Source organism: Corynebacterium felinum (assembly GCF_030408755.1).
GTDB lineage: Bacteria > Actinomycetota > Actinomycetes > Mycobacteriales > Mycobacteriaceae > Corynebacterium > Corynebacterium felinum.
In genome coordinates, this window is record NZ_CP047209.1 from 2,869,375 (window position 1) to 2,895,905 (window position 26,531).

20 protein-coding genes and 1 pseudogene are annotated in these 26,531 nt (G+C 54.9%); 5 read left to right on the top strand and 16 right to left on the bottom strand.

What is annotated here, in order from left to right; genetic code table 11:
- Positions 1–103: 103 nt before the first annotated feature.
- The 4 genes from exaC to CFELI_RS12015 all read right to left on the bottom strand — a co-directional run bounded on the left by exaC (position 104) and on the right by CFELI_RS12015 (position 5,690).
- Positions 104–1,624, bottom strand: a complete 1,521-nt coding sequence (gene exaC, locus CFELI_RS12000; RefSeq protein WP_277105413.1) for an acetaldehyde dehydrogenase ExaC — start codon at positions 1,622–1,624, stop codon at positions 104–106.
- A 640-nt stretch (positions 1,625–2,264) separates the two neighbouring features.
- Positions 2,265–2,657 (bottom strand): heat shock protein transcriptional repressor HspR, encoded by a 393-nt coding sequence (locus tag CFELI_RS12005; RefSeq protein ID WP_277105412.1) that lies wholly within the window; start codon positions 2,655–2,657, stop codon positions 2,265–2,267.
- 14 nt (positions 2,658–2,671) lie between these two features.
- Positions 2,672–3,862: a molecular chaperone DnaJ gene (gene dnaJ, locus CFELI_RS12010; protein ID WP_277105411.1), complete on the bottom strand. Its 1,191-nt coding sequence runs from the start codon at positions 3,860–3,862 to the stop codon at positions 2,672–2,674.
- Positions 3,863–4,268: 406 nt separating this feature from the next.
- Positions 4,269–5,690: a Rib/alpha-like domain-containing protein gene (locus CFELI_RS12015; protein WP_277105410.1), complete on the bottom strand. Its 1,422-nt coding sequence runs from the start codon at positions 5,688–5,690 to the stop codon at positions 4,269–4,271.
- Between the two features lie 422 nt (positions 5,691–6,112).
- Here CFELI_RS12015 and CFELI_RS12020 point away from each other — a divergent pair, with 422 nt between their 5' ends.
- On the top strand, positions 6,113–7,054 hold the full coding sequence (locus CFELI_RS12020; RefSeq protein WP_277105409.1) for a hypothetical protein: 942 nt from the start codon (positions 6,113–6,115) through the stop codon (positions 7,052–7,054).
- Here CFELI_RS12020 and CFELI_RS12025 read toward each other — a convergent pair.
- The 4 genes and pseudogenes from CFELI_RS12025 to dnaK form a co-directional block, all read right to left on the bottom strand.
- A complete protein-coding gene (locus CFELI_RS12025) occupies positions 7,051–7,884 on the bottom strand; it encodes a glycerophosphodiester phosphodiesterase family protein (protein ID WP_277105408.1) in 834 nt (277 codons plus the stop codon). The two genes, CFELI_RS12020 and CFELI_RS12025, sit on opposite strands and share 4 nt — an antisense overlap.
- A gap of 35 nt (positions 7,885–7,919) precedes the next feature.
- Positions 7,920–8,699 (bottom strand): GNAT family N-acetyltransferase, encoded by a 780-nt coding sequence (locus CFELI_RS12030; protein WP_277105407.1) that lies wholly within the window; start codon positions 8,697–8,699, stop codon positions 7,920–7,922.
- A 103-nt stretch (positions 8,700–8,802) separates the two neighbouring features.
- Positions 8,803–9,366: pseudogene (gene grpE, locus CFELI_RS12035) on the bottom strand (nucleotide exchange factor GrpE); the annotation flags it as partial.
- A 35-nt stretch (positions 9,367–9,401) separates the two neighbouring features.
- Positions 9,402–11,234 (bottom strand): molecular chaperone DnaK, encoded by a 1,833-nt coding sequence (gene dnaK, locus CFELI_RS12040; RefSeq protein WP_277105406.1) that lies wholly within the window; start codon positions 11,232–11,234, stop codon positions 9,402–9,404.
- Positions 11,235–11,625: 391 nt separating this feature from the next.
- On the opposite strand from dnaK, the gene CFELI_RS12045 reads away from it, so the two are divergent.
- Positions 11,626–12,876, top strand: coding sequence for an AI-2E family transporter (locus tag CFELI_RS12045; protein WP_277105417.1), 1,251 nt, complete (start codon positions 11,626–11,628; stop codon positions 12,874–12,876).
- 103 nt (positions 12,877–12,979) lie between these two features.
- Here the strand turns inward: CFELI_RS12045 and CFELI_RS12050 are convergent, their stop codons facing one another.
- From CFELI_RS12050 to CFELI_RS12085, 8 genes are all read right to left on the bottom strand, one after another.
- Positions 12,980–14,581, bottom strand: coding sequence for an inorganic phosphate transporter (locus CFELI_RS12050; RefSeq protein WP_277105405.1), 1,602 nt, complete (start codon positions 14,579–14,581; stop codon positions 12,980–12,982).
- Between the two features lie 155 nt (positions 14,582–14,736).
- Complete coding sequence (locus CFELI_RS12055) at positions 14,737–15,630, bottom strand: sulfite exporter TauE/SafE family protein (protein ID WP_277105404.1); 894 nt, start codon at positions 15,628–15,630, stop codon at positions 14,737–14,739.
- A 13-nt stretch (positions 15,631–15,643) separates the two neighbouring features.
- Positions 15,644–16,264 carry a sirohydrochlorin chelatase gene (locus tag CFELI_RS12060; protein WP_277105403.1) on the bottom strand — a complete coding sequence of 207 codons (621 nt, stop codon included), beginning with the start codon at positions 16,262–16,264 and terminating at the stop codon, positions 15,644–15,646.
- Entirely contained in the window at positions 16,261–17,532 is a 1,272-nt protein-coding gene (locus CFELI_RS12065) for a sulfate adenylyltransferase subunit 1 (RefSeq protein ID WP_277105402.1), read from the bottom strand. Before CFELI_RS12065 ends, CFELI_RS12060 begins: the two co-directional genes overlap by 4 nt.
- Positions 17,532–18,431 carry a sulfate adenylyltransferase subunit CysD gene (gene cysD / locus CFELI_RS12070; RefSeq protein WP_277105401.1) on the bottom strand — a complete coding sequence of 300 codons (900 nt, stop codon included), beginning with the start codon at positions 18,429–18,431 and terminating at the stop codon, positions 17,532–17,534. The genes CFELI_RS12065 and cysD overlap by 1 nt, the downstream gene beginning before the upstream one ends.
- Before the next feature lie 20 nt (positions 18,432–18,451).
- Positions 18,452–19,216, bottom strand: coding sequence for a phosphoadenylyl-sulfate reductase (locus CFELI_RS12075; protein WP_277105400.1), 765 nt, complete (start codon positions 19,214–19,216; stop codon positions 18,452–18,454).
- Positions 19,213–19,452, bottom strand: a complete 240-nt coding sequence (locus tag CFELI_RS12080) for a hypothetical protein (protein WP_277105399.1) — start codon at positions 19,450–19,452, stop codon at positions 19,213–19,215. Before CFELI_RS12080 ends, CFELI_RS12075 begins: the two co-directional genes overlap by 4 nt.
- Entirely contained in the window at positions 19,449–21,131 is a 1,683-nt protein-coding gene (locus CFELI_RS12085; RefSeq protein ID WP_277105398.1) for a nitrite/sulfite reductase, read from the bottom strand. Before CFELI_RS12085 ends, CFELI_RS12080 begins: the two co-directional genes overlap by 4 nt.
- Positions 21,132–21,575: 444 nt before the next feature.
- Here CFELI_RS12085 and CFELI_RS12090 point away from each other — a divergent pair, with 444 nt between their 5' ends.
- From CFELI_RS12090 to CFELI_RS12100, 3 genes are all read left to right on the top strand, one after another.
- Complete coding sequence (locus tag CFELI_RS12090; RefSeq protein WP_277105397.1) at positions 21,576–22,070, top strand: FAD/NAD(P)-binding protein; 495 nt, start codon at positions 21,576–21,578, stop codon at positions 22,068–22,070.
- A 100-nt stretch (positions 22,071–22,170) separates the two neighbouring features.
- On the top strand, positions 22,171–25,203 hold the full coding sequence (locus tag CFELI_RS12095; RefSeq protein WP_277105396.1) for a (Fe-S)-binding protein: 3,033 nt from the start codon (positions 22,171–22,173) through the stop codon (positions 25,201–25,203).
- Positions 25,204–25,887: 684 nt separating this feature from the next.
- Positions 25,888–26,514 (top strand): hypothetical protein, encoded by a 627-nt coding sequence (locus CFELI_RS12100; RefSeq protein WP_277105395.1) that lies wholly within the window; start codon positions 25,888–25,890, stop codon positions 26,512–26,514.
- Positions 26,515–26,531: the final 17 nt, after the last annotated feature.

Here is a 26,531-nt window from a genome sequence, read left to right on the forward strand (position 1 = left end):
CCTTTCCAACAAGGATGAATAAATGAAAATGTATTGCAATAAGTTGCAAAAACGACAAAAGACCGGAAAAACCGGTCTTCGTTAGTCGCTTACGCCTGTGTGTTTAGAACAGACCCGTAGGCTTCTCGTCGTAGGAGACAAGCATGCACTTGGTTTCCTGATAGTGGTCCATCATCATCGCATGATTCTCACGGCCAATACCCGACTGCTTATAGCCACCAAAGGCTGCGTGTGCAGGATAGTTGTGGTAGTTATTCACCCACACGCGACCAGCCTGGATTTCCCGAGCCGCACGGTAGGCATTGTTCTGATTTCGACTCCACACACCAGCACCGAGGCCATAAATGGTGTCATTTGCAATCTCCATTGCTTCCTCGAAGGTCTTGAAGGTGGTCACCGCAAGCACAGGACCGAAGATTTCTTCACGGAAGCACGCCATGGAGTTATCACCCTTGAGGATGGTTGGCTCGATGTAGTAGCCACCTTCCAAACCATCAAAGGAAGCAACCTTGCCACCGGTAAGAACCTCAGCGCCTTCAGCAGGGCCGGATTCAAGGTAACCAGTGATCTTGTCCATCTGCTCCAAGGATGCCTGGGCACCCATCATGGTGTCGGTATCCAGTGGGTTACCGGTCTTGATGGAACGCACCTTCTCCACAGCCAACTTCAAGAACTCTTCGGCAATATCCTCATGCACCAGCGCACGCGATGGGCAGGTGCACACCTCACCCTGGTTCAGGGCGAACATTGCCAAACCTTCAATGCACTTGGCGCGGAAATCATCATCCTTATCCATCACATCTGGGAAGAAGATGGATGGGGACTTGCCACCCAGCTCCAAGGTGATAGGAATAACCTTGTCAGAGACTGCCTTGTGGATAATCTGACCCACTGCGGTGGAACCCGTGAAGGCAATCTTGCCAATGCGGTCAGTTGCCGTTAGCGCAGCGCCTGCTTCCTCACCGAGGCCATTGACCACGTTGAGTACACCTGCGGGGAGCAGATCAGCGATCAGTTCCACAACCACCAGAAGGGATGCTGGGGTTTGCTCAGCAGGCTTCAGAACAATGCAGTTACCGGAGGCAAGCGCTGGTGCGATCTTCCAGGCAGCCATCAAAATGGGGAAGTTCCATGGAATGATCTGGCCGACCACACCAATTGGCTCCTTGAAGTGGTAAGCCACGGTGTTGTCGTCAATCTGCGAAATTCGGCCTTCTTGGGTGCGTGCGACACCCGCGAAGTAACGGAAGTGATCCACGGCCAGCGGAATATCTGCTGCCAAGGTTTCACGAACCGCCTTGCCGTTTTCCCAGGTTTCTGCGACCGCAAGCTTTTCGAGGTTTTGCTCCATACGGTCAGCAATCTTGTTCAAGATAGCCGCACGCTGCGCAGCAGAGGTCTTGCCCCACTCGCGCTTAGCTGCATGTGCCGCATCCAATGCAAGCTCGATATCAGCTGCCTTGGAACGTGGGACACGAGTAAAAACTTCGCCGGTAACCGGTGTCATGTCATCCATATACTCACCGTCAACTGGCGGAACCCACTGTCCACCAATGAAGTTTTCATACTGCTCTTTGTAGGTGAAGATTGCACCTTCAGTGCCCGGATTGGCATATACGGCCATATTCAAAACTCCTTACGTTGAGTGAATTTTTCTCGACACTTGGGTTGCAGCCTTTTGGATACCTCCACGCACCCCCAAATGATCACAGGTCTAAATTCATACATCGGGGGTAATGGCTTCTATTCTCAACAAGGTCGCACAAGGTTGCACAACCAAGCGTTGATCGCCACTATAACTATGAAATGGCCCACCGTAAAGCGCTTTAAGTGACAGCCCACACATGACAACGTATGTTAAGTGACACATCAGCCTTACTTAGGGCATGTCAGCACCATTTTCAAACAAACATATGCAAAGCTTGCAAAGTTGTAATTTACAGCACAGCAATACCCCCGAGGTCGTGCATTTTCACACCCCTCCCCCCTTTTTTCTGCCCAGCATAGCCACAAGAGCAAAACGCACCTTGGGCTAGGTAGGCAACCTGTGGTTAAGTTACACACAGATTTCATAAAAATTCGCATATAAGGAGTGTGACCCTCAGTGGCTACCAGCACTATCGTGGGCATTGTTCTTTCAGTTTTGGCAGGCCTTGGTGCCCTTGCCGGTATCATTTGGGAAATTGTGGGCATCAGCGCCTTGTCCTACTAAAACCCAGCTATTAAAAAATCCCAGACCTTGCACCCACAAGGCCTGGGATTTTTTAACGCCGCTTCCCACGACGCGGTTCCCACATCACCACAGCGGTGGAGCGGGGAACATGCACGATTTCACCCCTGGGGCGGGTGGCTTCGCGCCTGAGCTGTTCACATTCCGCCTCCGCAGCTCGCAGCTGTGCGCGTAGGCGCTCGTTTTCCTTCTTCAACTCAATGATGGCTTTAATACCAGCAAGGTTTACGCCGTCTTCTTGGCTCAGGCGTTGCACGGTGCGCAGGAGTTCCACATCAGCGCGGGAATAGCGCCTGCCGCCACCACTGGTGCGCTGGGGAGTAACCAGACCCATCCGGTCGTAGGTGCGCAGTGTTTGGGCGTGCATTCCTGCCAGTTCGGCGGCAACGGAGATGACAAACACCTCGGTTGTTTCTTCGTTGGTCATGTGACGATCACTTCCTACTTTTCACTTCCGACGCCAGCCCACTGCGCACGGGGACTAAAACCTGATTCCCGCTCAGCGTGGGCGTAGTCGCGCAACGCGGCGGTAGCGGCGTCGTCAAGCGTGGTTGGCACCGCCACTTCCACCGTCACGTGCAAATCACCTGCACCCCCTCCACGCTTCGGAACACCCCGCCCGCGCACGCGCAATACGCGCCCACTTGGGGTTCCGGCGGGGATTTTCACCCGCACCGGCGCATCGAGGGTGGGTACCTGGATTGTGTCACCCAATGCTAACTCCGCAAAAGTCACAGGCACGGTGACCTGCAAATCTTGCCCCTTGCGGGTAAATACCTCGTCTGGTCGCACGTGCACAGTCACATACAGGTCGCCCGATGGCAAGCCGTTGGGGCCAGCCTCACCTTGACCGGCAAGGCGCACGCGCTGACCATCCTCGACCCCGACGGGGATGCGCACAGTGATGGAACGGGAGCGTCGCACGGTGCCACTTGCCCGGCAGTCGGCGCAGGGGTCAGTAATAGTCTTACCACTACCGTCGCACTCTGAACAGGGGGAAGAGAAACCGAACGCACCACGGTTCTCCGACCTAAACCCCGTGCCATGGCAGCCGCCGCAGGTGGTGGTGGCGCCGGTGCGGGAACCGGAGCCATGACATGCGACGCAGGGCGCATCACCTGTTAGTTGAATCGGGAACGTGGTTCCTTTCGCCGCCTCGCGGAAGTCAATGGTGATTTCCGTTTCGACGTCGGATCCTCGCGTCGGCCGAGCTGTGCGGCGAGCACCACTGCCGCCACCGAAACGGCCACCGAAGATATCCCCAAAACCACCTGGCGAAGCACCCGCTCCACCTGATCCAAAGATGTCGGAGAGGTCGAAGTCTTGGCCCCGAAAGCCCCCGCCACCGGGGAAACCACCTCCGAATCCGCCGAAGCCGCCAAGCCCGCCGGAACCGACCATGGCTTTGAAATCATCGTATTCTTTGCGCTTAGCTTCATCGCCAATCACATCGTATGCTTCGGCGATTTTCTTAAAGCGCTCTTCGCGCACCGTATCCCCTGGATGTGAGTCAGGGTGATTTTCGCGTGCGAGTTTGCGATATGCCTTTTTAATGTCTGCCTCGGTGGCGGTTTTTGAAACCCCAAGGTCAGCGTAATAGTCTTTGTCTGCCCATTCATTTTTCGCAGCCATATTTATTCTCCTTTAAATCTAAGTTGAGTCTACTGCACTAAAGTTTAGCGTATTTGTGCTGTTAAAGCACCATGGTGCATCTGCACAGTTCGCAGCTGTGTACCCCACCTTCACCTACCCCACTTGAGCCTGCGCCACGCCTACCCGCCAATAACTCGACCTTTACACCCCTACCCCCTGCTCAACCACTAATGCACACACAAAAGGTCGAGTTTCCCCCAATCCCGATGAGCTGCTACCAAGCTTTGCCCTGTGCTGGCAGCGACACAAAAACCCTCAATACCACCCCGGCCAATACCCCTCACGCAACCTGCCGCCAACACTGTAGGCGCAGCACAATACCCCCTGCATAGACCAGCACAAGACTGCCTATACAGGGGGTTGGAGGTGTATAAAATTTGTGCGCTTAGCGCGTGAAGAAGGCGCGCACAGGGCTGTTCTTATCCGCCAGCACCGCAAGGATTGCACCGATCAGTGCTGCGCTGACACTCAGCACGATGGGAAGCCACACTTTCCACCCGCTTGCACCTGCCGATGATGAATCTTCTGGTGTGCGTTCATCCGCCCCGTTACCAGGGTCTTGTGGCGTAGAAGATCCGGGCTTTGCCACAGTGATGCGCACTGTCGTTTCCGCACGAGTGGACAGGTAGTGTCCCACCAGAGGCAGTTGATGGGTGCCGTTCGGTGCGTCTTCTGAAAGTTCAAGGACACCTTCGGTGGTCAGTGTCCACCAGTTGGGTGTTCCGGCAGGCTTTTCCCAGCGCACGCCCGCCCGGGCTGGGGTGCTCCACTGCTTCGGGTTGGCTGCACTGCGGGTGAAGGTTGGGGTGATGAGCACTGGTAGTGAGTAGGTTTCAGTCGAACCATCTGCATAGTCGATACCCAAAACTACCGTGTGTGCGCTTCCCGGCTCAGCATTCTTCGGCGCGGTGAGGTTGAGCACCTTTGCGCTGCTCAGCGTTGCACTGAAACCTTTTGGTGTGACCGTGCTAATCCGCGCCCCTTCGGGCAGCGCCACTGTGGATTCAATGCTGCGCGACTCACCCGGCGCGAGCGTGCGGCTGCTCAGCCATGTGGGGTTTGCCCCTTCAGCTTGCGGAGTAACAATGGTGATGGTTGCCTGAATGGTTTCGCTGGTTGTGTCAGGATAGGTGACTTTGATATTCAGAGTATGGTCACCGCGCTGTACGTCCTGTGGTGGCGCTAACCGCAGCGCACCACTGTCTGTATCGAGGCTTACCCACTCTGGGAGGTTATCGGAGCTAAACTTCGTGCCTTGCGGTGCACCGTGTGGGGCATATCCGTCAACTACTATGCCCGCACCAAGCACTCGCGGCATATAGCGTGGCTGGTAGGTATCAGCATTACTTTGCCTCGGCTCGATTACGGTGATGTTGAGAGTGACTTGCTTTGTGCTGTTGTCAGTGAAGTAGATGGTGATGGTGCTGCGCTGCGTTCCTACCGCTTTTCCTTCAATGCTGAGTTCGCCAAGCGCCCCACTAGATTCAGCAATGATGGCATGAGTTCCTTCCAGGGTGACGATACTGAAGTCGTCAACATTTCCTACCACCGTTGGTCGAACGAGCACCTGTCCATCTTTGGGTACAGTGATGTCGGGGTAGGTAATTTCGGCGCGCTCAGCTATCGTCCCAACTGTGGGGGCGCTGGTGGCTGGTGATGCTTGCTGCGCAACAGCGGGGGTTGCGTGAGCAACCTGCGTATCGACGCCGACAACCTGCCCCAGTGCTACAACAAGGCCAAGTGCGGTTGAGGTTGCAAACCAGGTGCGCTGGTGCTTGCGGATCAGCGGCTTCCGCGACCGAAACATGACGATCCCTTTCCAAAACTTCGATAATGATGGACTAATGCTTTGCTAGGAAAATGGTAGCGCTACGGATAAGAGTTGGAAAATGCTGCCAATAAGCAGTGCGGGGGTGTGGTGGTGACAATCCGATAGGTTTTTGTCATCCACTCATTAACCCGTGTCACCTATATTGTTGAGCAATATCCCCGCTTTCCTTTGCCCACTACCCCCACAGCCCATATCTATCGCCTGTGCTGCACCTACAACTGTGGTCATTCTTTTCTTCCCACTTCAACCCTTTCTTTTACCCCCACCAACCAACCCCATGAACTGCCTATTGGCAACGTAAGAGCTTACTCTGTGGCGATTATCAGATCTGAAAAGTTGCTATGAATACTGGCGTAGACCTAGCGCAGGGTATACAGAAGTTTCTAGCATTCACTGGTATGGCTACATATCCCTCCCACATCCCCTCTTCCACCATCGAACGCTTCCGCAACGGGGTGATCGATTTCGCCACCGAGCACAACTGCTCAGTCACTTTCTTAGACCCCGACCCTGATGCCTTGCTCATCGACACCGAGGGCAACTCCAACACCTTCCACATGGAAAATGCCCTGATCGACTACCATAACGCCCACGGCGATACAGAGCGCGAAAAAGAAGTGATTGCCACGTATCTGCGCTGGTTGGTTGCCGATGATAATGTGGATCAGTCCATTATGGCGAGGCTTACACGGCTGCGCATGCGCATCATCGACCCAGCGATGCTCACCAGCGGCCTATCCCCAGATACACCTTTTCATTTCGATCATTCCTGCCGCCCTCTCGCCCCAGGCCTTGGTGTGGTGTTGTGCGAAGATTTACCTGACCAAATCAAGATTCTGCAAGACGAAGATCTCAACGATCTTGGCGATATCGACGATATCTTCCGCATGGCAGCAGCCAATACCAACGAAGAGCTGGAACAAACCCAGCCCGAAATTATCTCCATCACCAGCGAGAATAATCCCGATGGGATTTACGCACTGGGCAATGGGGGTTATTATTTGGGCACTTCGGTCATCATCCCCAATCGCCTACTTCAGTGGATTCCCGACTTAAATGCGAATGCTGGTTGGTTTATCGCCGTACCAACCCGCGAGTTTGTCTTCCTCGCCCCTGTCACCAGTGGCAATCGCATGGTGAACCAGGTTGGCCATCTCGCGGAGGTGGCCTACCAACAATTCCACGGTGGCAGCCACCCAGTGTCCCCCTTCGTTTATGTCACCGGCGGAGAAATCGAAGGGCTAGAAATTGTCGCAGGCCCCGTCCACGAAGGCGAGGCCATCTCACTAGCCATCAGGTTCCCCGAACAGATTGAAAAACTCCTCGAACAGCAGGATTAATAGGAAATCTCACGGCGATCTAACAGTGCCTTCAAGCGGCTGGGATAGTCGGTAATAATCCCATCCACCCCGAGATCAATCAGCCGTTCGAAGTCTTTTTCCTCATTCACCGTCCACGGCACCACCCGCAGACCATGCGCGTGCGCTTCGGCGATGAGGGCGGCGTCGACAAGCTTAAAGTCGGGGCTGAGCACCGAAATATTGTTGGCCAGTGCTGCATCAATAATATTCGGAGTGTACGGTCCCCACGCCGTACCGGGATACCACGTTGTTTCATCCCACAACGCCACCAGCGGAATCTTCGGGTCGCGGGCACTGATCAGGGGAAAAGTGCGCCAGTCAAAGGACTGGATCATCACTTTCTCCTGCACTCCATAGGCGAAAACCGTCTCTAAAATCGCATCGACAAACTCTTGCGGCGTCGCACAGATCTCAGGGCGATCAGCCTCAATCTTTGTCTCAATATTAAAGTGCACATCATAGCCTTGCGCCAGCTCAAACACCTCAGACAAAGCGATAATCCTATTGTTTGCAACCACCTGCGCATCAGGGAAATCCGGCAACCGCTTCGCACACTCCACCTGCTGCAACTGGGCAAAAGTCAGATCATGCACCAACTCCCCCACCCTTGAATCACACTTCTCAGCCAACAGCACAGGATCATGCCACACCGCCGGAACATTATCCTGAGTTAACACAATGTCCAGTTCAAGGGTAGACACACCCATATCCAACGAATGCTGGAAGGCTACAACAGACTCTTCAGTCCACTGCCCACGCCCACCACGATGCGACTGAAAATCAAACGGAGGCAACGAATAAGTATTCACCTTGGTTAGTCTAAACCCGCCGCAAGAAAAACACCCTAAAGCCTCAACTCCGCAGGGGTTGTGTGCTCGATCGGAACAAATCCTGCACGCTGCAAAATCGGCGCCGAGTACGGCGAACATTCCGAATACGCAAACTGCATTCCCCACGAACACGCCTTGTGTGCACGTGCCGCCAACAACGCCCGATAGATGCCGCGTCCACGATACTTCTCAACCACCGCGCCAGAAAACAAACCCACCACGCCATCAGCGGCAGACTTCTCCATACGGCCAGTACCTACCACCGCACCGTCTGCCCAAGCTGCAAACAAGCCTGCACCCTCAATATCGCCCACATTGCGATCAATAAACTGACGAGTGCGCTTAGCATTTAAACCAAAAACAGCGCTACGCGTGTGACTAGCGGCAACCAGCTCCTCTTCGGTGAGTACTTGGCGCACTTCTACTCCAGCGGGTATCGGATAATCGGCAAGTACATCGATATCGCCCATCATCACGACTTCTTCCTCACCGCGGACAAAACCCAATTCCGCCAACGGTAACGCCGGATCGCTTGCCCAGGTTTTCCACTCGAAAGAATCAATGTCGCCTACTCCGGCTAAGAACTCAATCACCGCCTGAATATCTGACTCATTAATCTTAAGTGCCTGCTCAGGACTGTAGCTGACAAACCCCCACCCGCGTTCTTTGCTGTACGCAACCCACACTGGACCGCACTGGTGCACATTCATTCCCGCCATGCGGCGCACTTCCGCTTCACCACGCATAGAGGTTGCATACAGGTGGCGATAAAGGTCACACGTGTCACTGCTCATTCTTGCAAAGTACCGCATACAACCTCGCTGCGCAGTAAAAAGCCTCTACCATCATAGGAAAACGATGGTAGAGGCTTGTTTCGACTCTTAGAGTCGCAATTATTTAAGAATCTGCCGACTCGGCCGATTCTGGTGATTCTGGCTGACCAGCAGGATCAGCAATGATCACCATTGCGGTACGCAACAGGCGCTCATTGAACTGGTAACCCTTGCGCAAAACCGTACCAATAACCTTCTGGTCACCGGTGGACAGATCCTGCACCGCCTCGTGGCGCTCGGGGTCAAACTCATCACCCTCAGCGCCGAAAGCTGCAACTTTGAGGCTATCGGTGACAGAGATGAACTTGTCGCGGAAAGCCTTCAGTGGGCCTTCCTCCAAATCACCATGCTTGGCAGCCAGGTCGAGATCGTCGAGTACCGGCAGCAGCTGGGTGAGAACCTGCGCCTTTGCGTGCGCAATGATCCCATCCCGCTCCGAGGCTGTACGACGTCGGTAGTTAGCATACTCGGCGGTGATGCGCTGCAGATCCTCGGTGCGCTCAGCCAACTGCTCTTCCACAGTTGGTTCCGCTGGCTCCTCCGGCGCAGCTTCCTCCGAAGGGACATCTTCAAGGTCAGCAAGTGCTTCGGTGAGATCCTCAGCAACGGTGGGGTCGAGGACATCCTCCGGCTGATTCTCGCCGTTGTGGAAGTCCTGATTCATTACTTCTCACCCTCTTCGTCAACAACCTCAGCGTCAACAACATTGTCGTCGCCAGATGCTGCGCCACCCTCAGCGTTGCCAGCCTTCGCTGCCTCAGCCTCGTAGATAGCCTTGCCCATCTCCTGAGCCTCAGTGTTGAGCTTCTCCACTGCAGCCTTCACAGCCTCAATGTCCTCGCCCTTCAGAGCCTCATCAACAGCGTCGCAAGCCTCAAGAACCTTGGTCTTGAGTGCTTCATCGACCTTGTCGGAATTCTCTTCCACGAACTTGCGGGTCTGGTAAGAAGTGGACTCCGCAGCGTTGCGGGTTTCCTGCTCCTCGCGGCGCTTCTTGTCCTCTTCAGCGTGCGCTTCCGCATCCTTGATCATGCGATCAATCTCTTCCTGAGACAGACCGGAACCATCCTGGATCTTGATGGTGTTTTCCTTGCCGGTGCCCTTATCCTTCGCGGTGACATGCACGATGCCGTTGGCGTCGATATCGAAGGTCACCTCGATCTGAGGAACACCACGTGGTGCAGGAGCAATACCGCCAAGCTCGAAGGAGCCGAGCAGCTTGTTGTGCGCTGCGATCTCGCGCTCACCCTGGAAGACCTGGATCTGCACGGAAGGCTGGTTATCATCAGCGGTGGTGAAGGTCTCAGAACGCTTGGTTGGGATGGTGGTGTTGCGCTCGATGAGCTTGGTCATCACACCGCCCTTGGTTTCGATACCCAGCGACAGTGGGGTGACGTCGAGAAGCAAAACATCCTTGACCTCACCGCGCAGAACGCCAGCCTGCAACGCAGCGCCCACTGCAACAACCTCGTCAGGGTTCACACCCTTGTTTGGCTCGCGGCCGCCGGTCAACTCCTTGACCAGATCAGAAACAGCTGGCATACGGGTGGAGCCACCAACCAAAACAACGTGGTCAATATCGGAGATGGAGATACCCGCATCGGAAATTACCTGGTTGAAAGGCTGCTTGGTGCGATCCAGCAAATCCTGGGTGATGCGCTGGAACTCAGTGCGGGACAAAGTCTCGTCCAAGAACAGTGGGTTCTTGTCTGCATCAACGGTGATGTACGGCAGGTTGATGTTTGCGGACTGGGAGGAGGAAAGCTCAATCTTTGCTTTCTCAGCAGCCTCACGCAGACGCTGCATAGCCATCTTGTCCTTGGAAAGATCAACACCGCTGGACGCCTTGAACTTCTCAACCAGCCAGTCAACGATGCGCTGATCCCAGTCATCGCCACCAAGTGCGTTATCGCCAGCGGTTGCGCGAACCTCAACCACGCCGTCGCCAATCTCCAGCAAGGAGACGTCGAAGGTGCCGCCACCGAGGTCGAAGACGAGAATGGTCTGTTCCTTCTCACCCTTCTCCAGGCCGTAGGCCAAAGCTGCAGCGGTTGGCTCGTTCACGATACGCAGAACGTTCAGGCCCGCGATCTGACCAGCTTCCTTGGTGGCCTGGCGCTGGGAGTCGGAGAAGTAAGCAGGAACGGTAATAACTGCATCGGTTACTTCCTCACCCAAGTAAGCCTCAGCGTCTCGCTTAAGCTTCATCAGGGTGCGGGCGGAAATTTCCTGTGGGGTGTACTTCTTGTCGTCGATGCCGATGCTCCAGTCGGTGCCGACGTGGCGCTTCACGGACCGAATGGTGCGATCAACGTTGGTTACGGCCTGGTTCTTTGCGGACTGGCCGACGATGACTTCACCGTTCTTGGCAAAAGCAACAACGGAAGGGGTGGTGCGAGAGCCCTCGGAGTTAGCGATAACGTTTGCTTCGCCGCCTTCGAGAACTGCTACTACAGAGTTGGTGGTGCCGAGGTCGATACCTACTGCGCGTCCCATAATAAGGGTTCCTCCTTGGTATAAAAATGTGTTATGACTTTGTATTTTCCAGCAAGTTGATCCTTAATGGCTCAACTTCTGTAGGCAAAGATACCAGATACTTTTTTAAAACGCTAGTAAAGTTGAGCAAGATTGACTCAAGTTTATAAAACTTGCGTGAATATAGCTCAAGCCCTAGGTTGTAAACGAGCTATTTTTCCCACTGTTTTTCACGATTAATCCCGTGCTAAAAGCATTCGTGCTGGCAGCACCCGAACTTTCTGTGGCAAAGTAGATACCAATGAACACTGAACACAGCGGTACCGGCCGCGAAACCGGAAACACTCAGGCAGCTGAAGAAAAAGACATAGAGTCTTTCATCGACGATGTCATTGAGACTGATAAAGAAATGATGGCCGAACGCGCCAACAACGATGTTGTGCTGCCCTCGGAAAGCGAAGTCGGTGTCGCACATATCGACCGCGCCGTAATCTTGGGCCAAGATGGCCGCTGGGCTGCGGCCTGGGCGTTACGTTTCATCATTATGGTCGCTGCCGGCTTCTTGCTGTGGAAGGGTTTGGGCGCAATCTGGACCGCCCTTCTGCCCGTGCTGTTGGCTCTGTTGGTGAGCACGGTGTTGTGGCCGCCAGTGCGCTGGCTGCGCAACAAGGGTTTACATCCTGCATTGGCCACCGCCACGGTCATTATTGGCTTTTTCGCCATTATGGGCGGCATTTTTTCCGCGATGGCTCCATCTGTTGCCTCCCAGTCGAAAGATTTGGTGCAGAAGGCAACTGAAGGTGTGCAGCGTCTTCAGGTGTGGGTGCAAGGACCACCGCTCAACCTTGATCTCAGCCAATTTAGGGATGTGATTGATGAGGTCACAGGCTTCTTGCAAAAGCGTTCCTCGGATATCGCCTCTGGCGTGTTTACCGGTTTGTCGACCGCAACCTCGGTGATTGTCACCTTGGTGCTGATGTTAATTTTGACCTTCTTCTTCCTCAAAGATGGCACCGGTTTCCTGCCCATGGTGCGTCGTTTGACGGGCACGAATGCGGGCTGGCATTTGACTGAGGTGCTCACCCGCATCTGGAATACGCTTGCTGGGTTTATTCGCACCCAAGCTATCGTCTCGCTTGTCGACGCCGTGCTGATCGGCATCGCACTGATCATCTTGGATGTGCCTCTTGCTTTGGTCTTGGCAGTGTTGACCTTCTTTGGCGGTTTCATTCCGATTGTGGGTGCGTTTACCGCTGGTGCTCTTGCTGTGATGATTGCGCTGATCAGCAATGGCCTCACGAATGCGATTTTGGTGCTGGCTGCGGTCATTATCGTGCAGCAGATTGAGGGCAATGTGCTCCAGCCGATGTTGCAGTCGCGTGCCATGAATTTGCATGCTGCTGTGGTGTTGTTAGCTGTGGCCTTAGGCTCGACGATGTTTGGTGTGATTGGTGCGTTCCTTGCGGTTCCGATTACCGCAACCTTGGCGGTGATTATTCGTTACCATGCTGAGCTGGTGTCGTTGCGTTCGGGTGAGATCACGTTGGAGGAGATGGAAATTGCCACCAACGAGGAGCCTGGCACGATTAACCTTGCGGCTTTTAAGACCAGACTGTTACGGATGAGCAGACGTAAAGCTGCACCTGCTGAAGACTCTGACTAAAAATCACCGAAGCGCCCTGGAACACACACCTTTGTTCCAGGGCGCTTCGGCTTTCTCTCCTCAAAGCTCGTGCCCGGTACGTACGCGCCCAGGGGTTGTATGTTTAGCCCCAGATGGCATTCAGGGCGAGTACTGCCCCACCGGAAACAAGGGCGGCAGCGGGCAGGGTGATCACCCACGCCATGGCGATGGGCTTCATCAAGCCCCAGTTCGCCGCGCGGTTAACCACACCAACACCGAGCACTGCACCGATAAGAATGTGGGTGGATGATACTGGCAGACCCAGCAGGGACGCGCCCATGACCACGGCGGCGGCGGCAAGTTCGGCGGCGAAACCGGATGCGGGGTGCATCTTCGTCAGGCCGGAGCCCACGGTTTGGATCACGTAGCGGCCAATGAACCACAGGCCTGCGATCAGTGCGACACCACAGGTGACCATGGCGGCGGTGGGCACTGCGGCTTTGCTATTAATGGCGTCGGTTTTGAGTACGTCGAGTACTGCGGAGAAGGGGCCGATTGCGTTAGCGATGTCGTTGGAGCCGTGGGAGAAAGCAAAGGCGGAGGCGGTGAATACCTGCATCCAAGAGAAGAGGATGAAGGTGGCGCGGTCGAGTTCTTGGCGCTTGAGGGTGCGGGAGAAAATGAATACTGCCATCCAGACCACTGCGGCGATCATGCCGAGGATCAGGAAGTTGCCGATGGAGGTTAGACCAAATTCGAGGTTCTTGAGTCCCTTGAACAGCATCATTGCGCCGATGAGTGCGGCACCGATTGCGGCGAGCAGTGGAACCCAGTTCTCCAGTGCGCGGTGGGTGTTGAGGCTGTCGCGGCGGGTGTTGAGACGATGAAGGTCGCGGTAGTAGTCGGATTCGAGATCGTCTGGGTCGAAGTCGCGTTCGGCGATGAGGGCTGCGTCGCGGGTCATGGCGTTGGTATATGCCAGCTGCTGCACTTCGTTGAGACGCTCAAAGGAGGATTTGAAATCTTTGTGGAGCTTGATGCGCTCTTCCTTAATAGCACGCAGTTCACTGTCGGCTTTGTCGTTAAAGCCGAGGATGTGACGTTTGATTGCACCAAAGAGCAAGAAGGCGGTCACACCACCGAGTACTGGGGATAAAACCCAGGACAGTGCGATGGAGCCGATCTTGTCCCACTGCACCATGTTCCAGGTGCCAAGGCCCTGGGTGAGGCCGAGGGTCAGTGAGGCACCGACGATGCCACCGATGATGGAGTGGGTGGTGGATACCGGCCAGCCCATGCGGGTTGCTACCAACAGCCAGATCGCGGCACCGAGGAGGGAAGCCATCATGATGAAGGCGAAGTGGAGGGGGTCGAGATCGATGGCGTCGAGGTCGACGATCCCGGATTTGACGGTATCGGTGACTTCACCGCCGGCGAGAACAGCACCAGAGACTTCGAAAATTGCGGCCACCACGAGGGCTTGTTTCATGGAGAGTGTTCCAGCGCCGACGGAGGTTCCGAAGGAGTTGGCAACATCGTTACCGCCAATGTTGAAGGCCATGAAGACGCCGAAGACGATGGTGGTGATCAGGATTGCTTTGTTTGCTTCAGGTCCGACGTAGTCGAAAGACCAGAGCCCGAAGACAACGAGGGTGATAGCGAGGAGGCCACCGAAAGAGAGGTGCCACCATTTATCAGAGCCGGTTTCATGTGGTGCGGGAACCGTCATGGTGCTGTTGGTCATAGGAACAAGTTCAACTTTCTTGAATTTCAAAACCTAACGCGCACTAGCTTTCTCCCGCTAGGTGAACGAAAGGTTAATAAACAGCCCCTATACCCTAATTCGGGGGTGCACCGTTGGGGGTGTGGCAGAAGTATTCCCACGGTATCGCCCTTTTTTCAGGGAGAAATTCCGCTGAGATAGCGCTGCCCTTGTGGTTCTGTTTCCACGATGATGGTGGCTCGACGACGAGCCTGCATCCCCCGCACACTGAACAGCACTCCGCAGACACACAATCCCAGCTTGAGCCAGAACCCACCAATGGGGATGTTCAACACTACAAGCAGTGTTCCCACAAATCCACCGAGCAACGTGGGATTGATGCGCGATACCAGCCACGCAGCTACAGGTGAAGTAAGGGCACCACCAATCAACAAAGCCATGATCGCTGGGAAATGGTGATAAATATCGGACCATAGCCCCGCGATAAAACCACCGGTGGCAGCACAGGCAACAAGGAACTCAGCTGTGTTCACTGTCCCAATAATTCTGGCTGGATGCTGTCTGCCCATGCTTAACAGCGTGGAGGAGGTCACCGGCCCCCAACCGCCACCACCTGTTGCATCAATGGTGCCGCCAATGGTCCCGAGCAGCCATAAAAAAGGACGCGAATACGGTTTTTTTAGCTCAGCTTTTCGGTTTGTGCGCCCCCGACTAAAACGCCACACGAGGTTAAGCCCAATCAGAGTAAGAATGGTGGCTGTCAGCGGTTTCGCCTGATCCAGGGGCATGGTGCTGAGTAGTTGCGCCCCAATAAACGCCCCGATCGCGCCGGGTATTCCTAAAGTTAGTGCGACTTTCCAGTCCACGTTGCCAAAGCGCCAGTGGCTGAGCCCAGAAACAAAGGTGGTACCAACTTCTGCTGCGTGCACAACGGCTGAGGCGTGCGCGGGCCCTAGCCCGGCGAGCATGATCATGATGGAGGTGGAGGTGACGCCAAAGCCCATGCCCAACCCGCCGTCGACAAGCTGTGCGACTGCTCCTGCTATGGCGATGAGCACTAGTGTACGCATGGTAATCGTTTCCTTAGAGTCGGGCGAGCACGACGCTAGCCGCGCGATGGGCTAAGGGTGGTGCAAAACTGACATGTGTGTGCTGGGCCAGTGCGGCACGTGCTTTATCGAGCAGCAGGCCGTTGGCGAAAAACAGTGGGCTAATGTGGACAGATTCGTATCCCGTGACCACCTGTGTGAGATCATGCTTGTCGACGCCGGTGGCAAACACCGCCTGCGCACCAACGCTGGCCGCCAGCTCACGTACTGCTTGATTCGACTCATGGTTGGACGAACCCACCGCATAGAGCAGATGGGTGCAGCCTGTAGGGGCGCTCAAAAGTCGTGCAACATCCTCACCTGTGCCGATCAGGTCGGTGCAGTGCAGTGCTATGGGTTGGTTGTGTAGTGCGTGAACCACATCGACGGTGTGGTGGTAAGCGCTGGTAAAAAGTAGTGGCACGACTACCGCTTGATCTTCACCTTCAGCATGCAGGTGCGCACACACCTGATCAATGCTGGGCAGGCATAGGTCTAGGAATGCTAGTTCAACCCGCCGACCACTGCTTTCGGCAACGCTGCGCCGTAATGAGTCAAGGTCAGCGGGGGCCTGCTGGTGCCGGGAACCGTGGGCGAGGATGATGATCGGTGTCATGGCACTGCTGTGATTATTCCGGCGGCGCGGGTGTCACCACTGTTGGCGTCGATTAGCAGGAAACTGCCCACAGCGCCACGGGAATGATAGGTCTCTACTGGCAGCGGGGTCGCAAGTTCGATGGTGATTTCTGCGATATCGTTTAACCCCACGCTTTGAGGGGCGTTTTGGGTGGCGATTCTAGCGCGAACGCTGCTCGTACCTGTGCGCAGCTTTAGGAGTTGGCCCGGATTTAAGGGGGTTTCGTGCACGCCGACGATGGTGGCGGTAAATGTTCGCTGTGCGGCAACTGGTTTAGCGGACAAAAGATCGCCACGGCTTAGATCGATGTCTTCAGCTAACCGCACGCAGATGCTTTGCCCGGCGCGCGCTGTGGTTGTTTCGCCGTCTGTTGTATCAATTCCGATCACGGTGGCCTCCCGGCCGCAACTGGTATACAGTTTTTGCCCCAGCTGCAGTTCACCTGTTGCTAGTGTCCCCGCATAGCCGCGGTAGTCATTGCTGTGTTCGCGGATGACGTATTGGATGGGAAAGCGTGCATTCACTGGGGTGGTGTCGGTGTCCACATCAATGGTTTCAAGCAAATCAAGCACGGTTGACCCGGTGTACCAGTCCATGGCGGTGGAAGCTTCGGCCACGTTGTCGCCGTGAAGGGCACTGATGGGTACTGCAAAGGTGCGGTTAATCCCATAGCTGGTGGCGATGTGGGTGAAGTCGGCGTTGATCTGGTTGAAGATGTCTTCGGAATAGTCAACGAGGTCGATTTTATTCACAGCGAGGATCACTGCGGATACGCCGAGTAATCCGGCGACGCTTAAGTGTTTGCGTGTTTGTTCACTAACGCCGGTGCGGGCGTCGACAAGCAGCACAACAACATCTGAGGTGGACATGCCTGTCACCGTGTTACGAGTATATTGCACATGCCCTGGGGTGTCGGCGAGGATAAAGGTGCGCGCCTTGGTGGAAAAGTAGCGATACGCCACATCAATGGTGATGCCTTGTTCGCGTTCGGCGCGCAGGCCGTCGACAAGCAGGGAGAAGTCAATACCAGCAAACCCACGCTGGTGGGAGCTTCGGGTAACGTGTTCGAGCTGATCGACGCGCACGGAGTTAGTGTCGTGAAGCAAACGGCCAACAAATGTTGATTTTCCATCATCGACACTGCCCGCAGTGCACAGTCGGAGAGTTTTCCGCACCACTGTTGAGCAAGCAGAGGTGTCATCCTCGCTGTGGGTGTGGGTGCGTGGGGCTACATCGAGTGCACTCATCAGAAATATCCTTCTTTCTTACGGTCTTCCATTGCTGATTCGCTGACACGATCATCCGCACGTGTCGCCCCGCGTTCGGTGACGGGTGATTGCGCGATTTCGGTGATCACATCAGCCACGGTTGTTGCCTGCGATTCCACAGCCCCCGTGCAGCTCATATCACCAACGGTGCGGTAGCGCACAAGCCGTGTTTCAAGTGTTTCGCCCTCGTGAGGTCCACCCCAGTCGCCGGGGCTCAGCCACATGCCGTTGCGGTTGAACACTTCCCGCTGGTGGGCGAAGTAAATGCTGGGCAGTTGAATGCTGCGGGCGTGGATGTAGTCCCAAATATCTGCTTCCGTCCAATTAGAAATAGGGAAGACACGAATGTTTTCGCCAGGCATGTGCGCACCGTTGTACAGGTTCCACAATTCAGGGCGTTGGCGGCGCGGGTCCCACCCGCCGAAGCTATCGCGCACAGAAAAGATGCGTTCTTTTGCCCGTGCGCGTTCCTCATCGCGGCGCGCCCCGCCGAGCACCGCGTCGTAGCCACGCTGAGCAATAGTCTCAACAAGCGGGACAGTTTGTAATAGGTTGCGGCTACCATCGGGGCGTTCGTGGAGCGCACCCTTATCGATCCACTCTTGCACATAGGACACGTGCAGCCGGGCACCAGTATCGGCGACGAGCTGGTTGCGAAAAGTGATCACTTCGGGAAAGTTATGCCCGGTATCAATGTGGAGAAGCTCGAAAGGCACTGTGGCTGGGGCGAAGGCGCGCCGGGCGAGTTCGTACACCACAATGGAGTCTTTGCCGCCGGAAAACAGGAGGGCAACGTTGTCGAATTGTCCTGCTACTTCCCGCAGAATATGGATGGATTCATCTTCGAGTGCGCGCAGGTGGGGTGACAATGTGGTCATGGTTGTTCTTTCTGTGGGTGTTAAAGATGCAGTCCGCATTCGGTTTTGGTGCTGCCTGCCCAGCGCCCCGCGCGGGGGTCTTGCCCTTCGGCCACGGGCAGGGTGCAGGTGGCGCATCCGATGGACAGGTAGCCTTGGTCGGTCAGGGGGTGGCGAATGAGGTTGTGGGTGCGGGTGTATGTTTCGGTTTCTTCAAGTGTCCAGGTCACCAGCGGGTTGATTTTGATACGTCCCTGCGCATCCAGCTCGATCGCCGGGGTGGTTGCGCGTGTGGGGCCGTCGGCACGGCGCAACCCGGTCACCCATGCGCTGTAGTTGCTTAACGACGCCGCGAGGGGCTCGACTTTGCGCATGCGGCAGCAGGCGGTCGGGTTTGTCCGGTACAGGCTAGGGCCGTAGGTGCGGTTTTGCTCACTGACGCTGAGCACAGGCACCGACCTGAGGAGAGTATTGGGGTAGCGTTTTTCCACTTTGGCGGCTACCTCGAGGGTTTCGGGGAAATGGTAGCCGGTTTCCAGGAAAAGAAAGTCTGCTTCGGGTAGGTGAGTGCTGGCAAGTTCGGCCAGCACGGTGTTTTCCATGGATAAGGTCACCACGATCGGTGCAGCAATATTCTCCCGCGCCCAGTTGAAGATGGTGCTGGCATCGGCGTGATACAGCTGATTGCTGTCGCGCTCCACTAGGTACTTATTACGGGTCTGTGTCTGCTCGTCCAACGAAACAAGGGGCGGTTGTGCTGGGGAGACTAACGGGTCGGCATAGGCTATGCGGGGCAGAAAATTCATAGTGTGTGGCCTCGTTTTCGCAGCGAGTTTTGCAGCGCACTGGTGGTCGATACTGCGGGTGTGATGAGCGCATCAGCTTCGTTTTGTCCGTGGTATTTCACCTCAAAAACGCGAGTGCATTCGAGGCATTCCCACGCAAATTCTGTGTCTATTTCAGGAAGCAAGACAGTGGAGGCGCAGTAGGGGCAGTGCAGTGGGTGGTTTCTGTTGGGGTTGGGGCTGCGGCGCAGTTTCATTGCAGATCCTCCTCGTGTGCGCGGAGAACCCAGTCACGGAATTGTTCACCTTCGGTGCGTTGTTCTCGATATTTTTCAACCAGGCGCACCACATAATCGCCGAGTTCGGCGGAAGTGACTTTATGCCCGCGTAGTTTGCGCCCAAAATCGGGATTAAGCCCTAGCGCACCACCAAGGTGCACTTGGAATCCTTCGACCCGGTTGCCATCGTCATCGGTGACGATTTGACCTTTCAGCCCAATGTCAGCCACTTGCGACCTGGCGCAGGAGTTTGGGCAGCCATTGAGGGAAATTTTCAAGGGAACATCCAGTTCACCTAGCCGCTCTTCGAGGTCGTCGACAAGCTCGATGGCGCGTGCTTTGGTGGTCACGTGGGCGAGTTTGCAAAACTCTAGCCCTGTGCACGAAATAATGCCACGCCGAAACTCGGAAGGATTGCTATACAAACCCGTCGCCTCAAGGGCACGCTGCAGCGACTCAACATCCGTCTTCTCCACATCGAGGAACAGCAATTCTTTATCCACCGTGGTGCGCAGTCGAGTAATATCGAATTTTTCAGCAACCTCAGCAATAGCTATGAGTTGCTCGCCGGTAGCGTGCCCCACTGTGGGTTTGACCCCCACGTAATAGCGGCCATCTTTTTGCGGATGCACACCTAAATGATCCCGGTAGCGGGGTGCAATCGGGCTGCTCACGCCGTCGATAAGCGGGGAAGTAAGATATTCCGTTTCCAAAATGTCGCGGAATTTCTCTACTCCCCATTGGGCGACGAGGAATTTGAGACGGGCACGGTTGCGCAGCCGCCGAAAACCGTAGTCGCGGAAAATTCCGGCAACCCCAGCCCACACTTCCGCAACCCGTTCGCGGGGAACCCACACCCCTAAATCTTGGGCAAGCATGGGGTTTGTTGACAGCCCGCCACCAACGAACACGCTGAAACCCGCACCATACTCGGGGTGGAATGCACCAATAAACGCAACGTCCTGGATTTCGTGTGTCACATCTTGGCGGGCATTGCCACTGATGGCGGATTTAAATTTGCGGGGAAGGTTATGAAATTCTTCGCGCGGCAAATACTCACGCTGAATTTCTTCAATCGCAGGGGTCGCGTCGATAATTTCATCGGCGGCAATGCCAGCGACGGGCGAGCCTACGATAATTCGTGGAACATCGCCGCAGCCTAAGAGAGTGCTCAGGCCCACTGCATCGAGTTTGTCCCAAATCGCGGGCACATCTTCAATGCGTATCCAGTGCAGCTGAATATTCTGGCGATCAGTAAAATCCGCGGTGGAACGCGCATAGTCGCGGCTAATCTCCCCCACTGTTTTTAACTGTTGTGGGGTCAGCTGCCCGCCATCGAAGCGGATGCGCATCATGAAAAACTCGTCTTGCAATTCGTGGTTGTCGAGCTGACCCGTAAACTCCCCACCCAAATTCTGGCGACGTTGCGTATAAATGCCCAGCCACTTGAAACGCGGTGCAATATCTTCCGGCGGAATGGAAGAAAATCCCTGTTTGGAATAGATATCGATAACACGCTGACGCACAGCAAATGCTGGCTCTTCTTGCTTGATACGCTCATCGGCATTCAAGGCTTCGGTGCCATCAATCTTCCATTGACCTTCGGGTTTTTTCGCCCGTGCTGGGCGACGTTCGCGGGTGGTTGTTGGGCTTGTCATGGTGCTTGGTGTCCTTTCATTTGTTCACTGCTTTACACCGTTGCATACAAGTTGGTCTATTTCAATGAAACTAATCTGTTCACAAAAGCGTAAAACGACATTGAACTGCGGTTTTACCTTCACAATATGGCGTGAATGAAACTATTTCCACCACACCCAACGCTCCAACAACGCCCACACAAAGCACACAAAACACAAAATCATAGACAAGACGGTCTATCTCATCACCTAGAGTTTTATTCACCCACCACCCCACCCAGCCACTTCCCCCAACAAGCTCCACCTTTTCCCATTTCAAGCCAGCTTTTCACGCGCAAAAACACGCACCCAACCAAGCCACACACTCCACCCGAGTAGACAGACCTGTTTACCCACACAGACTAATTGGTCTATATTTGTGTGTAGTTACCTATCCCCACTCATTGACAGAAAGGCAACCCCCGCATGAGCACACTTCGTATTGCAATTATCGGCGCTGATGCTGCCGGCTTGTACGCCGCCGATCTGTTGATGCGTTGCGTTGAGCACACTATCCACGTTGATCTTGTCGATCCCGCCCCCGCCCCTATTGGTCTTGGCCCTGCCTCACGCCACCAACCCGATTCTCACCGTAGCCGGGTACGTGTAGTGGGCAATGTGACGATCGGTACCGCCGAGCAGCCTGGTGATTTATCCATTGATTCACTCCGGCCTTTTTATGATGCGGTTATTTCTGCCCCTTCACACTCTGAGCAGCAGGTGAACGCTGCTGTTGCGGCCGCACTGTGGCAGGCTTCGGCCAAACCTGCCCGGGTGTTTTCCGATAGTGTTTTGGCTTTCGTGGCCCATGATATTGCGGTGACGGTGTGGGATAACGCGCTTGATTTACCGACCGATTTGGATTTCGCTGGTTGGCAGGAAAAGCTTGCGTTGGCGCGTAGTTGCGGCTTGTGGGTGTAGGTCTTTCGTTTCTGTGCCTGCTTGGGTGAGCTTTTGGCACGGGCTAAAGTAGTGGGTGATTCAGCCCTTTACCCTCATTTTTTAAGGAAGCCCTTTTATTATGTCCTTTGCCATTAGCCCGACTGTGCTTATCGGTGTCGTTGGCATTGTTATGTCGCTGCCCGCGTGGGCGTTTTTTATCCGCGCTATTTTCCGGGTGTATCGCCTCATTGCTTCCGGGCAACCGACGGTGGGGCGCACTGACCACCTCCTGCGGCGTGCAGGTGTGGTGTTTCGCGAGGTGTTTTTCCACACTGAGCTGATTCGCAAACCGGCGGTTGCGGTGGCGCACTGGCTGGTGATGGTGGGCTTTTTGTTTGGCTCGCTGGTGTGGTTTGAGGCGTATATTCAGACTTTTGCCCCGGATTCGGGCTGGCCGGTACTGTCCGACTTACGCTTGTATCATTTTGTTGAAGAGGTGCTGGCTTGGGGCACGGTTGCCGGTATCGGTTTTCTTTTCACTCTGCGCTTGTCGACGTCGTCTCGGCGTCGCTTGTCACGCTTTTATGGTTCGCAGTCGGTTGCCGCATTTTTTGTTGAGGCAGTTGTTCTGGTTGAAGCCTTAGGCATGTTGGGGGTTAAGGCTGCGAAGATTGCTGCCTTTGGCCAGGGCAGTTATGTGGCGGATTTCGGCACTATTTATATTGCGCAGTTGTTGCCTGCTTCGCCAGTGTTGGTCAGTGTGCTTGCGTTGATCAAGCTTCTCACCGGCATGGTGTGGTTGATTGTTGTTGCTTGTAATCTCACCTGGGGTGTGGCCTGGCACCGCTTTTTGGCGTTTTTTAGTATTTTCTTCCGCCGGTATTCGGATGGTTCGAAGGCGTTGGGTGCGTTGCCGCCGTTGACGAGTGGTTCGACGGTGTTGACGTTGGAGTCTTTGGAGGATTTCGATGAGCAGCCGCGTCTTGGGGTGGGGTCTTTAGCGGATGCGCCGTGGAAGATGTTGTTGGATTCGGCGACCTGTACGGAGTGTGGCCGTTGTCAGGAGCAGTGTCCGGCGTGGCATACGGAAAAGCCGTTGTCGCCGAAGTTGTTGATGATGGATATTCGTGATGCTGCGGTGGCGAATGCGGATTATTTGCGTGATCCTGCCACGTTTGTTGCGGATGAGTCTCATGCTGGGGTGGATGTGCTCAAGTTGGTGGGTGAGGGGCTTACTGTTGCACCGGATGTGTTGTGGAGTTGTACCAATTGTGGTGCGTGTGTTGAGCAGTGCCCGGTGGATATTGAGCATATTGATCATATTGCGAATCTTCGCCGTTTTCAGGTGTTGGCTGAGTCGGAGTTTCCTTCGGAGCTTGCGGGTTTGTTTAAGAATCTTGAGACGAAGGGGAATCCGTGGGGTCGGAATCGCCAGGAGCGTGCGGGCTGGGTTGAGCAGGCGCGTCGCGATGGCATTGAGGTTCCTGTTTTTGGTGAGGATGTGCATGATTTCACCGATGTTGAGTATTTATTCTGGGTGGGTTGTGCTGGCGCGTTTGATGATGCGGGTAAGCGTACGACTCGTGCCGTGGTTGAGCTTTTGCATACGGCGGGTGTGAAGTTTGCGGTGTTGTCGAAGGGTGAGACGTGTACGGGTGATCCGGCGCGGCGTGCGGGTAATGAGTTTTTGTTCCAGCAGCTTGCGGCTGAGAATACTGCGACGTTAAATTCTGTTTTTGCTGGTGTGCCTGTAGGTCAGCGGAAGATTATTACGACGTGTCCGCATTGTTTTAATACGTTGCGTAATGAGTACCCGGATTTTGATGGGCATTTTGATGTTTTTCACCATACGCAGTTGTTGAATCGTTTGGTGCGTGAGAAGCTTTTGGTTCCGATTCCGCGCAGCCCTGAGAATCGGGCTCCTGTGACGTATCATGATCCGTGTTTCTTGGGTCGCCATAATAAGGTGTTTGATCCGCCGCGTGAGTTGGTTGCGGCGACGGGCGCGAATTTGGTGGAGATGCCTAGGAATCGTGATGAGGGTTTTTGTTGCGGTGCTGGTGGTGCCCGGATGTTTATGGAGGAGAAGCTGGGTTCTCGTATTAATGAGAATCGTGCGGCTGAGGCTGTGGGCACGGGTGCTGGGGCGATTGCTGTTGGTTGCCCGTTTTGTAACACAATGATGTCTGGTGGTGTGAAGGCGGTTGCTGATAGCGCCCCGGCTGTGCGTGATGTGGCGCAGATGCTTAACGACGCCGTGCGCACCACTAGTGGTGATCTTCCGACTCCTCGTGCGAAGGCTTTTTTGGATACTCCTTCCCGCATCCCACTGAGCCCTAAACCATCCACGAAACCTGCGGATAAACCTGCCAGCGCACCCGCAACGCAGACCCCACAGTCGCATACTCCACAAGTGGTCACGCCACCTGTCGCGACCCCACCAGCGGCACCGCCTGCGGCAACGCCACCAACAGCAGTGCCGCCTGCTGCAGTTCCACCAACCGCTGTACCTCCTGTTGCAACACCTCCCGCTGCAGTCCCACCAGTGGCAACTCCACCCGCAGCAACCCCACCTGCAGCGGTACCTCCGGTAGCCACTCCACCAGCAGCAGTACCTCCTACTGCAGTTCCGCCAGCTGCTACACCACCTGCTGGAATACCACCTGTCGCGACCCCACCAGCGGCAGTGCCGCCTGCCGCAGTTCCACCAACCGCTGTACCTCCGGTTGCAACACCTCCTGCGGCAACACCACCTGCAGCGGTACCTCCGGTTGTAACGCCACCGGCAGCAGTGCCACCTGCTGCAGTTCCGCCAGCTGCTACACCACCCGCCGTGGCTCCCCCTGCAGCAACGACTCCAATGGCTGCACCACCGGCAGCAGTGCCACCAGCAGCGGTTCCTCCCGTAGCAATGCCTCCTGCTTCGGTTCCTCCGGTTGCAACACCACCTGCAGCGGTACCTCCTACAGCAGTTCCGCCAGCTGCTACACCACCTGCTGGAATGCCACCAACAGCAGTGCCGCCTGCCGCAGTTCCACCAACCGCTATACCTCCGGTTGCAACACCTCCTGCAGTAACGCCACCAGCAGTACCGCCCGCTGACACACCATCTGCAGACGGACTATCTAAACCAAGTAGCGACAATGGAAAAGAATCAGACACAAAGGACTGATCGTTTTTCGTTGGTACTTTCATGGCTGACAAAAGTGTGATTTTGTTAGCCACTTCGACACTCGGTTCAACCCAAGCCAACCGCGCAGCATACGGTTCAGTGCAGGTACTAGTTCCAATGGCCAGCGTGCCTACAGGCAATCTACTTTCGCATATTTGAGGCATGCCATTACGACAGTACTTGTAATGTGGCGAGCAATTTGGTTCGAGTAGGAACGCCAACTTAAGTCTGGGCCGGGATACTTTTCGGAATCATCCGTCGCTATTTTCTAGGTACACAATCATGGCAGGTGTACATAGGATCATTATTCTTGAGCGGAATGTTGTTATCACATTCAAATTTTCATTAATTCTCCACAATACGCTTGGCACAGCGTTTATAGGCTCTTTTCCAACCTTGCACGATTCCCAAGATTCACATTTTTAAATTTTTCCATCGTGTTTTTACAACCTTTTCTCGGAGGATTATCAGCATTTTTTTGTGCGTTTCTACTGGTAGTGGTTTTCGCTGATTGTTTAGGATTGTGCACAGTGTTTAATTTCAGTGATGGCGTGAGGTGTTATCCATGCCTATGCCTTTGATGCCACCCCACACCAGGCAGGCTTTAATCCAAGCCCATTTAAAGGGAACACACCCATGAAAACCCCGCTACGAGGTGGTCGCGGGAGAAGTAGAGGAAGGAACATGAAGATTAATCCAGAATCGTACTATGTCATTTTTTCCGAGGATGACTACCTTGGGGTTGGCGAGGATTTTGTGTATCCGGACAATTATCTAAGCTACCGGTTTGGGCAAAATCAATTTCTACGGGTGGGCCAAACAGATCGAATTCCTGAGTTAGATGCCAGCCCCGAACAGTTGGCTTCCTTAGCCTCCTCTACACCGCATATCGCCACCGAACTACTCAGCGGTTTCTTCTACGCCAACCAGGCCTTTATAGATGAATACTCCCAGATCGACCCTACTATGCGGGCATTTCCCGTGCGCTTTCACAATTCCGATGTGGAAGCGTTCATGATAACCACAACCACCACCGTCACGGGGGAAGCGTTGAAACACTCAAAAGGCTTGGTCTACAGAGAAGAACATGCCGACCTACCAGTAGACCAGCGGGATATCAGAAATGCTGATCGTCTGGTTGTTACCGAAGGCCCAACACAACCCTTAGGAATGTTCCGTATACCGCAACATCTCCAGCAAACCTTTGTTGCGGGCGAAATCGCACAATGGTTCTTAGACAACGGCTCTAGGCTAGGGATCTATCTCAAGCCTAAAGGCCGAATCCACCGCGAAACACAAGAACCAGCCTAGCGATCAGTACACACAAG